Origin of the sequence: Phocaeicola plebeius, assembly GCF_003437535.1 — a bacterium.
GTDB classification, from domain to species: Bacteria; Bacteroidota; Bacteroidia; order Bacteroidales; family Bacteroidaceae; genus Phocaeicola; species Phocaeicola plebeius_A.
In genome coordinates this window covers 39,380-51,166 of record NZ_QSQT01000010.1, presented here as the reverse complement: position 1 = coordinate 51,166, position 11,787 = coordinate 39,380, and the positions used below count along the sequence as shown (strand labels likewise).

The 11,787-nt window shown below is 39.1% G+C and carries 17 protein-coding genes and 1 tRNA gene; 15 read left to right on the top strand and 3 right to left on the bottom strand.

All coding sequences use genetic code 11. The annotated features are described in order from the left end of the window. Positions 1-31: 31 nt before the first annotated feature. From DXD04_RS06555 to DXD04_RS06540, 4 genes are all read left to right on the top strand, one after another. Positions 32-217, top strand: a complete 186-nt coding sequence (locus tag DXD04_RS06555) for a hypothetical protein (protein WP_147330749.1) — start codon at positions 32-34, stop codon at positions 215-217. A gap of 12 nt (positions 218-229) precedes the next feature. Next, positions 230-544 (top strand): nucleoside triphosphate pyrophosphohydrolase family protein, encoded by a 315-nt coding sequence (locus DXD04_RS06550; protein ID WP_117671926.1) that lies wholly within the window; start codon positions 230-232, stop codon positions 542-544. Positions 545-546: 2 nt separating this feature from the next. Further along, positions 547-903 (top strand): hypothetical protein, encoded by a 357-nt coding sequence (locus tag DXD04_RS06545; RefSeq protein WP_117671924.1) that lies wholly within the window; start codon positions 547-549, stop codon positions 901-903. Positions 904-997: 94 nt separating this feature from the next. Continuing rightward, positions 998-1,435: a hypothetical protein gene (locus DXD04_RS06540; RefSeq protein ID WP_117671922.1), complete on the top strand. Its 438-nt coding sequence runs from the start codon at positions 998-1,000 to the stop codon at positions 1,433-1,435. A 334-nt stretch (positions 1,436-1,769) separates the two neighbouring features. On the opposite strand, the gene DXD04_RS06535 is transcribed toward DXD04_RS06540, so the two are convergent. The 3 genes from DXD04_RS06535 to DXD04_RS06525 form a co-directional block, all read right to left on the bottom strand. After that, entirely contained in the window at positions 1,770-4,385 is a 2,616-nt protein-coding gene (locus tag DXD04_RS06535; protein WP_117671920.1) for an HD domain-containing protein, read from the bottom strand. 141 nt (positions 4,386-4,526) lie between these two features. Beyond that, positions 4,527-4,865 carry a hypothetical protein gene (locus DXD04_RS06530; RefSeq protein ID WP_181977460.1) on the bottom strand — a complete coding sequence of 113 codons (339 nt, stop codon included), beginning with the start codon at positions 4,863-4,865 and terminating at the stop codon, positions 4,527-4,529. 92 nt (positions 4,866-4,957) lie between these two features. Then, positions 4,958-5,203: a helix-turn-helix domain-containing protein gene (locus DXD04_RS06525; RefSeq protein ID WP_117671916.1), complete on the bottom strand. Its 246-nt coding sequence runs from the start codon at positions 5,201-5,203 to the stop codon at positions 4,958-4,960. Between the two features lie 188 nt (positions 5,204-5,391). On the opposite strand from DXD04_RS06525, the gene DXD04_RS06520 reads away from it, so the two are divergent. The 11 genes from DXD04_RS06520 to DXD04_RS06465 all read left to right on the top strand — a co-directional run bounded on the left by DXD04_RS06520 (position 5,392) and on the right by DXD04_RS06465 (position 11,782). Continuing rightward, positions 5,392-6,258: an amidoligase family protein gene (locus DXD04_RS06520; protein WP_117671914.1), complete on the top strand. Its 867-nt coding sequence runs from the start codon at positions 5,392-5,394 to the stop codon at positions 6,256-6,258. Between the two features lie 26 nt (positions 6,259-6,284). Further along, the gene (locus tag DXD04_RS06515) at positions 6,285-6,767 is read left to right on the top strand and encodes a class II glutamine amidotransferase domain-containing protein (protein ID WP_147330748.1); all 483 of its coding nucleotides are present in this window, start codon (positions 6,285-6,287) and stop codon (positions 6,765-6,767) included. Further along, positions 6,764-6,976, top strand: a complete 213-nt coding sequence (locus DXD04_RS06510) for a DUF3873 family protein (protein WP_117672080.1) — start codon at positions 6,764-6,766, stop codon at positions 6,974-6,976. Before DXD04_RS06515 ends, DXD04_RS06510 begins: the two co-directional genes overlap by 4 nt. A gap of 68 nt (positions 6,977-7,044) precedes the next feature. Then, positions 7,045-7,117: transfer RNA gene (locus DXD04_RS06505), tRNA-Val, on the top strand. A gap of 24 nt (positions 7,118-7,141) precedes the next feature. After that, entirely contained in the window at positions 7,142-7,501 is a 360-nt protein-coding gene (locus DXD04_RS06500) for an ASCH domain-containing protein (RefSeq protein ID WP_117671910.1), read from the top strand. Between the two features lie 177 nt (positions 7,502-7,678). Continuing rightward, on the top strand, positions 7,679-8,350 hold the full coding sequence (locus DXD04_RS06495) for a phosphoadenosine phosphosulfate reductase domain-containing protein (RefSeq protein ID WP_117671908.1): 672 nt from the start codon (positions 7,679-7,681) through the stop codon (positions 8,348-8,350). Between the two features lie 2 nt (positions 8,351-8,352). Beyond that, the gene (locus tag DXD04_RS06490) at positions 8,353-9,093 is read left to right on the top strand and encodes a ParB N-terminal domain-containing protein (RefSeq protein ID WP_117671906.1); all 741 of its coding nucleotides are present in this window, start codon (positions 8,353-8,355) and stop codon (positions 9,091-9,093) included. A gap of 409 nt (positions 9,094-9,502) precedes the next feature. After that, positions 9,503-9,685: a hypothetical protein gene (locus DXD04_RS06480; protein ID WP_117671902.1), complete on the top strand. Its 183-nt coding sequence runs from the start codon at positions 9,503-9,505 to the stop codon at positions 9,683-9,685. Next, positions 9,686-10,201 carry a hypothetical protein gene (locus tag DXD04_RS06475; protein WP_117671900.1) on the top strand — a complete coding sequence of 172 codons (516 nt, stop codon included), beginning with the start codon at positions 9,686-9,688 and terminating at the stop codon, positions 10,199-10,201. Beyond that, positions 10,198-11,466, top strand: a complete 1,269-nt coding sequence (locus DXD04_RS06470; RefSeq protein WP_117671898.1) for a PBSX family phage terminase large subunit — start codon at positions 10,198-10,200, stop codon at positions 11,464-11,466. The genes DXD04_RS06475 and DXD04_RS06470 overlap by 4 nt, the downstream gene beginning before the upstream one ends. A 10-nt stretch (positions 11,467-11,476) precedes the next feature. Then, the gene (locus DXD04_RS06465) at positions 11,477-11,782 is read left to right on the top strand and encodes a hypothetical protein (protein ID WP_117671896.1); all 306 of its coding nucleotides are present in this window, start codon (positions 11,477-11,479) and stop codon (positions 11,780-11,782) included. The last annotated feature ends 5 nt before the right edge of the window (positions 11,783-11,787 follow it).

Here is an 11,787-nt window from a genome sequence, read left to right as displayed (position 1 = left end):
CGGAACCTTTCGGAAAGGAAGTTCCGTGCCTATGAAACGAAATCTGGCACCCATTACACCAGCAGGTGCCGGTTATGTGAGAGCAGACACACGTCTGAAAGAAGAAAGCAGGACAGGCTTCATGGACGGCTGGCCAGATACACCAACGAGCAGTTGGTGGCCGAACTCCGGAAACGTGGAGCCTATATCATGTATGGGAAAGACTTTGATAGTGTAACGACGATATAATATGGAAAAGCAGGAAAGTATAGATGACTTGTTCCAGATGGCTAAGGATTTGGCCGGATTGAGAGGATATGATTTAGATAGCTTCGACTACGAAGGAAGCGATACGGAAGATTACTCTGATATGACCTTCACGGAGTCCATGTTTAGAATCTGTGTCTATGTCACCGACAACTTCTACAGGGATGAACCATTTATCCTCCTGAATGAGATATTCGCTTTCTGCCGGGACAGAAATATCGACATCTTCTGGCACATCAAGCAGAAAATGAAATACAATGAACTTCGTCCGTATAAGCACGGAGATAAAAGCTACTGACCATGAAACACGCATTCTACGCCTTAATCATCATACAAGCCCTGTACGAGCTTGTGAAGCTGTTCAGATGTAAATCCCTATATCAACATGCAAAAGTCTTTCAGGACCTAGATAAGACAGCAAAAAGATGGTATCTGATGGCGCATCCATGGCTTCATGTTGCATTATTCATGGATACCATCGGACTTTTATTGCTGGGGATGGGATTGTTTTCAAGCCAGTGGGTGTGTTTCCTTGTTGTCCTGGTCATGAGCTTCAGCCAGATCCAAAAGCTAGGAGCATGGGCGGTGTTCCTGGACAGTCTGGTAACGATCATCGTCTACGCTTTCGCCATCCTGAATGCATATCACTTGGCATAAAATAAAAAAGGGAGCCAGCCCACACGATTAGAAGCCAACTCCCCCACACGATTATGATGCAAATATAAGAATTTCCAACTAAATAAATCGTGCTATGACAAAAGAATTTTCATCAATCGTGGAGTTGAAATCAATACGTGAACAGAAATCAAGGTTATCTGAACGTGAGCAGGAGTTATCCTCCCCCATCCTTACCGATTTTTCTCTCATTCCGGAAATTTATGAATGGTTTAAGGAGATTCTCTCTGGAATGGCCTGTCCTCCCAATCCAGATAGCGTCACCCAGCGAAAGAAGTTCCTCTTTATCGTGTTGTTCTTATTCGCCCCTAGTGTGCTTGCCGGCGGACGGCTGCCGAACGGTATCCGCGCAGAGATTTCCGGTGTGTTCCCAGATGTCTCCCCATGTGTAATATCAAACAATATCGCTGATGTTTCCTTTATCTACCAGCAGTATAAGGATTTCCGACAGGATATAGAGTATCTTTACAATCAGATATTGGAAAGGTTGAAGGTCAAAGGACTAATCAAGTAACAGAATGTTTCTAATGGGGATAAAGTCCCTATGCTTAAATTTTTATGTCTAACAAATTTAAATTTTAAAGCCGAGTCAGAAGAAGAACAAAATCAGGTTGGGAAATAGTTCGACAAGCCGACAGATTAGCTCAACAGCGTTATGGAAGTAACTCTGACAATCCTAATAATCTTGTAAATAGGATTGCAGGCAGGTATCTTGGGAGCTTTAATAGAAGTGGAACCAGTTGGAATACACAAGTTTCAAAACGTACTTACATGGGACTTAATGATGGGTAATTAGTAAAAGAACTAATCAAGTAAAAAAGCCGGAGCGTTATGCTTCCGGCTTTTACTTATTTTTTTGTTCGGCGAATTATATCAACATCTTTAATTATTACAGGAATACCATTTGCTGTTCCAATTTCTGCGGAGTACCTTTTTTCATCAGTAGAGAAATCCGAATTATTTTTAATATCTTTCACATTTAAATTCCAAGCATTTGCAATTATTTCTATCACTAATCCTCTAAGACTTGCTGAGTCAAATTCATTGAAATGAGGCCAAAATATAGGATTTATAAAGTCATGACATTGTAATATTCCGGGAATTCCCATTTCTGTGTATATAACGTTTTCATTTAATTGAATTTTACATTTATTTTTTGATTCATAATGATATATTGCTGCGTCTTGAACTATTATATATTCATCAAATTTCCCATGACTTATCATTTCTCTAAGTTCGTCATTATTAATCCAACCATCTTTATTTGTAGCATATTTTAATCCGATAGGATTTCCTTTTACAGCTCTAATTAAAGAAGCGCAATCAGCTTCAATAGAAGATGGAAGTTTGTCATTTGATAATAATACAGCTTGCTCTTCCGCCCATTCTTTTAATATTTTATCAGATACAATAGGAATACCAACGTGCCTTGACGCTCTATCACTTTCTCCAATTAAAATACCAAACAAGCCGGATAACCCTGAAGCATATAGTCCACCTATTGTTACAGCTCCTTCAATGCATTCATGTCTAAAATTTTTATATCCTATAGGATGTAAGAATAATCTTCCTACGATACTTCCATCTTCTTCTTTTAAAAGTCGCATATTCTTACTTAGTGCAGTTATAGAATCTTGCGATTCTTTATCTAAAGATTTGAATTTAGATTCTCCAATAATTCTTCTGATAAGTTTTAACGGTGGAATTGTTTTCCAGTCATTAGCTTTTATTAATTTATTCGGCTTATCTTCAAAGAAAAGATTACAATCTAGACTTGGACATAATGATAGTATTACTTCTTTAAGATTAGATAAATGATGTCTCAAGAGTAATGTTTGTATATTCTTTCCATCTGAAAACCATACTCTAATTTTAGTTCCGCCATCTTTTATACATTCATCAACTACAGCATTTCTGAGTATTGGTCTAGAATAAACCCCATTATTAAACTCTAAGACAGTTGTTTGTTCTCTTCCTTGATCAAATCTTTTTGTATATACAGAAACTTTCTTTCCCCACATAAATACAGAATAAAATCCAATTCCATATTTCCCTGTAGAAAGAAATCCCTTACTCTCTAAACCAGGTAATTCTTCATGCATTAAAGAAGACCCCCAAAATGATTCGCCAAAGTCAAGAAAAGGTCCCGTTAAGACTTTGGGAGACATACCAACTCCGTTATCTTCAACTTCTATATAAAATCCATTCTCATCTTTACCTGTTCGAACCCGTATGTCTCCGAAATCTTGTTTTTCATTTTCTAATAATCTTCTTGCTCTTATTGCATCTGAAGCATTTTGAATCAACTCTCTTAAAGGAACTGTAGCGTTGTCTCCATATAAATATTTTCCACCCAGGCTATTTACTAGCTTCGCAACATTTGTTACTTTTATTTGTGTATCAACAGGGCTCCACCCGTCAACTTTTATTAATTTTGAAATTCTATTTGGAGACTCAATGGAAGCAACTCCTATTGGATTTAATCTTGGTCTATTTGTATCAGCCAATAAGGAATCCACTTCTTTCAACTCTTTATCAATCATTCTTAATGTGTCATAACATACCCACCAGCTATCTATTTCATTTATACTAAATGGCGATTTGGATGTGTACACTAATCTATTACGCTCCAATCGAGGTTGGTATAGTTTCTGCTGAAAGTTCCAATGCAAATCCGAATACCCTTTTGGTTTTCTAATTGCTCTTAAGAACTTTGGTGCTCGTCTATCATCTATTTGAATTGCATCAGCGATTCTCAAAATGCAAGCTAATTTTATGACATCTATCGTCCAATTTATAGGGAAATTTCCAGGAGCTCCTAATGTAGTTCCTAATCTATTTTCTAATTCATCTACTGGCCACCAATGGCTATAAGCTATTAATCCTATAATCTGCCCATAAGAACTTCTTAATTCAGGATTATTTATTAGAAATATTTCGCTTCCGTTGTCATCTGTCCAAGAAATCTGCGCTAATTTCCCAGCCTGTTGTGCGTGTAGCTGTCTTAAAACTTGTTCAGTTGCTATTTTTTCTATTCGAGAATCTAAATTTTTAATTTCATCAGGTTTTGCAGGACGATCTAATTCCTTTCTTAGTAATGATGATACAACATCTTTCCAAAGATTACTGCTCTTTAATTCCTCAATTCCATTAGGGAATGCAGCTAATCCCATTCCTAAATCATGTATTAAAAATGCTCCACCTAGAACAAACGCTTCTGCAGGATTTAAGTCCGTATAGTCTTTTGTAACCAATTCTGCAGTATCCCATAAAGCATCAATGTGTGAAATATCATGTACGGTAAATTCTGGTAAAGTTCTATTTATTTCGGAAGCAAGTATTTTTGCACGTTCTCTGAAATGTTCAAACTCTACTCTTAGGATTTCTCTTTCTTTATCGTTTACATCTGGTTCTAATTGTCTGGCTAATGTCTTTTGCCAAAGAGTTGTACTTTCATAATTCATAGTAATACTTTTTTAAGACTTTACTTTAATTCCAAGAATTTGCTCAAATCTCCAAACGAATAAGTCTATAGAGAATTATCACTCAGCTTACACATGTTTTTCGAAATGATACCTATTATATCTTCTACTTATAGATAGAACTTATATCGGAGAAATTAACGTATTTACTTTTTTAAAAGAATCGAATTTTTCCTTATCCAGAGTTCCACCTATTTTACTTAATCTTTCTTCAAAATAGCGGACTATATTTTTATACTTGTTTTCATAGAATTCATTCTTCATATCTTTTTGTGTTTCATATTCTTTCTGTGCTTTTTCATAGAGTTCAATAACACTGAGATAAAACGCTCTAAAATATCTGAGCCTCGCTTCTTCTATCTCTCCTTTCAAAGTCAAAATTTGAGCCTCCCTTATCAGCAAATCTTCAACCGTCTGTTTTTGAACAATACAGCTTTTGATCGCATTTACATTATTCGTCATAACCCAAACCTTGAAAAAAAGAATAATCTGTAGGATACTAAAAATCAGTATTATAATGGATAAAACATCTATCATAGAATTACATTTAAAAATTAGACTTCTGGATTTAACTTGATTTCCTTTCCACAATGAGGACAACGTATCACTCCCTCTTTGGGCTTATCAAATAGGTCCGTTACAGGCACATCTAAAGCAGTTGCAATCTCTTCTAGTCGGCTTATATTAGGGTTTCCATTCAGAGATTTAGATAGTCCAACCTCTGTAATACCTATCATGCTTGCAAGGTCTTTAAGCATTATACCTTTTTCTCTGCAAATTTCTTTTATTCTAAAATTCATAATTAAACGGTTTGTTTATTTCGCAAATATAGTCAAAATTCATTAATAGTATAAGAAAGTCAGTAAAATAATACTGATAGTTTAAATATTAGTATTTATTAACCATATTCTTGTAGATTATAATTATACTATCTGTATATTTGTGTCGTAATAATTAAACAGATAGTATAATTTTAATACACACGATTATGAAGACATTAAAAGAACAAGTAGAAGAGATTAAGAGCATGAAAGGTTCTAAGGCAGCAAAGAAAGCAGCTTTCGTCAAATTGGGTTTGAGAAAGTATGAAGTTGAGTTGCTTATGTCTGAATTGCCTAAAACAGTCAGAGAAACACACAAGTTCACTTTTGGTGTTGAGATTGAATGCCTGGTAGCCGCAAGCCTTATGAGAGAAAGTGCAACAAGAAACGAAATGCCTTTTCAGTATGAGGGTTATAATCACGTTGACAACAACCACTACTACAAGTTCGTATCTGATTCTTCTATCAGAGGTGAGAACCCTATCGAATGTGTTTCACCGGTTCTTACTGGTAAAGAGGGTATGAAAAGCCTAGAAACATGCTGCAAAGCTTTAAATGAAGCAAATGCACAAGTGAATATCTCTACAGGCTTACATGTGCATATCGGGGCTGCAACTCTGTCCGGCGAAGCCTATGTAAATGTATTCAAGAACTATCAGAAACTAGAGAAGGTGATTGATACTTTTATGGCTCGTTCAAGACGTGCAAACAACAGCCAGTGGTGCAAAACTCTTCAAGGTATAAGTTTTGAATGTTGCAGAACGAGATATGACGTTCTAAACGTAATGAGAGACAACAGATATTTTAAGGTGAATGCCTGTTCTTATGCCCGTCACAAGACTATAGAGTTCAGACAGCATCAGGGTTCTACAGACTTCGAAAAGATTTCTAACTGGGTAAATTTCTGTGCAAAGCTGGTTGCATGGTCAAAGAAGAACGTGCTGAGTTCAGAGATTAATTCAATTGACGAGATACCTTTCTTGACAAAGAAAGAAAAGTCATTTTTCAAATCACGTGCTGAGGTTCTTGCATGAGCCTCGCACGATTAAAATCAGAGAATATGTGCTGTATTATCTATAAGCCAAAGGGTGTTCAGATGCCAACTCTGGACACCTTGAATAAAGTTCAGAGAATCAATCATCATGGTTACGGATTTGTTTCTTCAAAGCATAGATACAAGACAATGGATTATCAGAAGTTTTTGGTTCACCTTTCAAAGGTGGGTATTGAAGAAGAATGTATCATTCACATGAGGTGGGCAACGCATGGTTCTAAGTGTAGAAAGAACTGTCACCCGTTTGTCGAGAATGGCGTTTTGCCTATTCAGTCAGTAAATGATATGACAGACAGCGAAATCTTCTTTAGAAGCCAAGTTTACCCCCTTGTAATGAAATACGGGTATGAATCGAAAGTGACAGAATCCGTAATGATGGCTGCCGCTGGCAGTTCTAAGTTCGCCATGATGTATAAAGGAAAAGTAAAGCTGTATGGTGATTACACGAAATTAAACGGTGTGTATTATTCTAATTTGAGATGGCTATGAAATCAATAAACGTAAATGGTTGCAGCGTATGCCAGCCTGGTAGTGAAAACTATTGTACCTATACTACCAGATTAAGAGGCAAAAAAGTAAAAATGTATCAGTATGATTACAAAACAGATTCAGGTGAGTTGTTTACTTGTTGTGCCCCAACACTGGAAAAGTGCAGGGAGAAACGTGACGCATGGCTAAAAAGCAAACATTTGGCTTAATGTTTCGTATGCGTTGAATTGTTATTCAAAATTGTCTTCATAATTGGGTATCTTTGTATAGATACCATCGCGGGTTAGAGCAGTGGTCAGCTCGTCACTTTGACTTGGTGAAGGCCGGTGGTTCGAATCCATCACCCGCAACTAACATTTAAACTTTACACGATTATGGAAATACTTACGCTTATCATCAAACAGAAGTTCTTTGACGAAATCTTGTCAGGCAAGAAAACACAAGAATTCAGAGAAATCAGGCCTACAACACAGAAGAAATACTGCCAGCTTGACGCTGATGGCTATTGTGTCGAGAAAGACGGTGTGTTACAGCCTAAGCATTACGATGCTATCCAGTTCTTTGTAGGCTACAATAAAGACAGAGCCAGCGCACTGGTAGAAGTCAAGGATGCAAAGATAGAGCTGTTTGAAGATGAAAATCACAATCTGATTGAATACACCTATCAGGGTGAGATATATCTGGCTGCACAGGTCGTTTATGACCTTGGCCGAATTATTGAAAAGCATGTTTAACCCTTTAAATTTTCGTTGAGTCAGAACAAACAGAAGCACATTTTCAACTGGTGGCTACCGTGGTGGCCGTAGAGGTTTGACTACAGAGAATGGTGGTCTCTCTCAGGGTGGCAGATTTATCACCCGAAGACAACAGTATTATAATGTCCGCACAGGACTTGGCATGAGTGGCGGATAATGACACTGCAAGAAAGGACATACAGCCATATTGACCTCGTCAGACAGAAGACTGACGGGGTTTTGCTGTTTCTGTCGCTGGGTAAGGATTCTTTGGTATTGCTGGACATGATCTACCCGAAGTTTGATAGAATAGTCTGCGTGTTCATGTACTTTGTCAAAGGTTTAGAGCACATCGAAAGATGGATTGGATGGGTAAAAGCCAAATATCCTAAGATAGAATTTGTTCAGGTACCCCACTGGAACCTTACCTACATTCTTCGCGGTGGCCTGTATTGTGTGCCAAACCACAAAGTGAAGCTTTTGAAGTTGGCCGATGTGGTGAAAGCCATGCAGCTCAGATACGGACTTTACTACACTTTCCTAGGCATGAAGAAGGCTGACGGCATGAACCGCCGTTTAATGCTGAAAGGTTATGAAGCCAATGGGTATGAGAACAACGGAATGTGCTATCCTCTGGCCGATTGGACACAGAAAGACATTCTATCTTACATGAAACAGAACAGCCTTCCGGGGCCTGTCAGATATTCACTGAAGGCCAGTTCGGGCGTAGGCTTTAATTTGGATTGTATGCTATGGCTGGAGAAGAACTATCCGCAGGATTTACAGAGGATTTATAAAGTATTCCCGATGGCTGAGAGAATCCTTTGGGAACATAAACAAAAGCAATAGGTATGGAACTGAGCAAATACATAAAGAGTGAATCGGTAGAACTTAACCGTTCCGCCATCCACTTCGCAGATTATAACCCCCGCAAATTGTCTGATGAATCTCGTAAGACATTGAAGCGGGGCATTAAGAAGTTTGGTCTGGTTGGAGGAATCGTAGTCAACAAGCGGACTGGCCTTACTGTCGTATCCGGTCACCAGCGTCTGAGCGTGATGGATGAACTGCAGAAGTTTCCGGAAAACGACTACAGAATCCGCGTCGATGTCATTGATGTAGACGAAAAGCAGGAAAAGGAATTGAACATCCTGATGAACAATCCTAACGCGCAAGGAGCATGGGACTATGACGCATTGGCCCGGATGGTTCCGGATATAGATTACCAGGATGCCGGATTAACGGCCGCTGATTTGAATATGATAGGCTGTGATTTCCTTCTCCAGACAGAAGAAGAAAGTTCTGTTGCTGATGCCCTAGAGGATATGATGGCACCTGTCACAGAGCAGAAAGAAGCTGAAAAGGCCGCAAAGCAGATGGAAAGAGCTGAAAAGGTAGCTCACATGAAAGAAGTAAAGCAGCAGGTGAAGAATGCAGCCCAGAAACAGGCACAGGATATGGATGCTTATCTGATGCTTTCCTTTGACACGTTCGAAGCTAAGGCAGCTTTCTGTGAAAGGTTCGGTTACGACCCCTACTCCAAGTTTATCAAGGGTGAGGTATTCGATGAACAGATAGAAAGAATTGAATGACAACATGAAATTTTAGGAGGAAAGCCGAGTTAGAAGAAAAACATATAGTCAGTTGTATCAACAGTCAAGACGAATAATGTACAACGCCGGAAGGCAATACGGGCTTGGTACAGACAGACAAAGAAGTATAAGAGACAGAACGAAGTCTATAATGGAAAGATATGCGGCCAGGATAGATAGCTATTTCTCAAAGAGAGGAATTGATATTTATGGTGATAAGCCTGTTTCTCGCCGCATTTATATGGGCAACAATAATGGATGAAATATGGTAGGGGATTTTATTCTTTGGCTAAAGACGTTTTTTGGGCAGAATCTTTTTTGTATCCATCATTATGTTTGGAAAGGACCATTAGATTTCCGCTATGAAATTTGTGATAAGTGTGGAAAATTGAAAAAGAATTGAATAATTATGAAAGCATCAGAAGAATTTGGTGAGGTTATTGATAGAATAGACAACTTGATAGGAGCATTGGAGTTACCTATGCCTGCAGAGTTTCATGTAAATCAGATGAAGCATGAACTCAGTGAAATATTGGATAAATTGAAACGAGTATACGTCGAAGAAGAGGGTGAAAACCCTTGGGAGGAATAAATGATGAAAAGTGAATCTCAACATAAGAAACATCCAGGAGGAAGAAAGCCAAAATTCGATTACAGGGGTGAGGAATTTCTTTCTCAGGTAGAAACGTATGCCAAAAAGGGATTCACTGACCGGGAAATAGCATTCGCGCTCGGGCTGAATCCGACCTACTTCTACGAAATGAAGTCAAAATATTCGGAGATAACTGACGTATTAGCGCGCGGGCGTGCGACAATCACCGCCGCTGTACGTGCCAAGTTCCTTGCTGTAGCTTTGGGCGGTATCAAGACCAAGAGTACTGTAGTAAGGAAGCTGAAAGACCAGGACGGAAACCTGACCGGCGAAGAAGAGCTTCAGGTAAGTGAAAGCGAACTGGCTCCCAACCTTCAGGCAATGTCTGTCTGGCTGTATCATCACGACGATGAATGGAGGAAGGTTGAACGCTGTCAGGACGAAGACGCAGATATTCCAAAGGATATTGACCACGGAATTTCTATTGACTCATGGATTAAAGACAAACTGAAATGATTGTACCCCAAGCGATATATCATCCGTTATACACCGACAGCGAGAAGTTTATCATTCTCATTACCGGTGGCCGTGGATCGGGGAAGTCTTTCAATGCTTCCACCTTCATTGAGCGTCTGACATTCGAAATGACTCCCACAGAGAAGATAGTCCACCAGATTCTATACACCCGTTACACGATGGTATCTGCCGGGATGTCTATCATTCCAGAGATGATGGAAAAGATAGATTTGGATGGAACCACAAAGTATTTCAAGACCACCAAAACCGATATTGTAAACCAGATGACCGGCAGTCGTATCATGTTTCGTGGTATCAAAACTTCTTCCGGGAATCAGACCGCTAAACTAAAATCTATTCAGGGTATCACCACCTTTGTCTGTGATGAAGCAGAGGAATGGACCAGTGAGGAAGAGTTTGACAAGATTATGCTCTCCATCCGTAAGAAGGGAATTCAGAACCGGATTATCATTATCATGAATCCATGTGATTCGAACCACTTCATCTACAAGAAATACATAGAGAATACTCACCGGCTGGTGGAGATTGACGGCGTTCAGGTGCAAATTTCCACCCATCCGAATGTACTTCATATCCATACGACTTACTTCGACAATATAGAGAACCTTTCTCCTGAGTTCCTGAGAGAAGTCAAGGAAATGAAAGAGAAGAATCCGGAGAAGTACGCTCATGTGGTTATCGGTCGATGGGCGGACGTGGCCGAAGGTGCCGTGTTCAAGAAATGGGGTATTGTGGACGAGTTCCCCATGTGGTGCAAGAAAGTGGCTATTGGACAGGACTTTGGTTATACCAATGACCCATCGGCTTCTATCCGGTGTGGAATCATTGACAATGCGCTTTATCTGGATGAAGTGGATTATAGAACTGGATTACTTTCTGGGGATATTATAAAGACGCTACGCCCGTGGAATTTGAGAGTGATTGCCGACAGTGCGGACCCGCGACTCATCCAGGAGATTCATAACGGAGGGATTAAAATATACGCGGTAGAGAAAGGGCAAGGTTCTGTCAATGCCGGTATTGACAAGATGCAGGGAATGGAAATATTCATTACCAAGCGTTCTTATAACCTGCAAAGGGAGTTCAGAAATTATGTCTGGGCAAAAGATAAGGATGGAAACTACATCAACGAGCCGGAAGACCACGATAACCACGGTATTGACGCTGCACGCTACTATGTGCTGGGAGAACTTCTCGGTAGAATTATGAAACCCAAAGACGTTTCAGGAATATTTGGACATTAAACTTTAGAATATGATACGCTTTATACAAACCTCAGAAGAGTCTGGAGACTGTTCAGCTTATTACGATGTAAAACTGGATAGACCTCATACAGTTGGTGAGTTCATAAACTTAGTTCTCATTGAAAGAAAAGGAGAATGGGGTAAGTTTGAAATTTATAGTCCAAACGTGAGTTGGTTGGATTATGAAAAATACGAATACCGCTATGGAGTTTTGAACGATGCAATTCCAAAAAACTTGTTAGAAAAGAAAATAATTAGCATAAAGGCTAATGGCGGCTGGACTAATATGGATTACCTTTTAAAGTTGGAACAATAAATGTA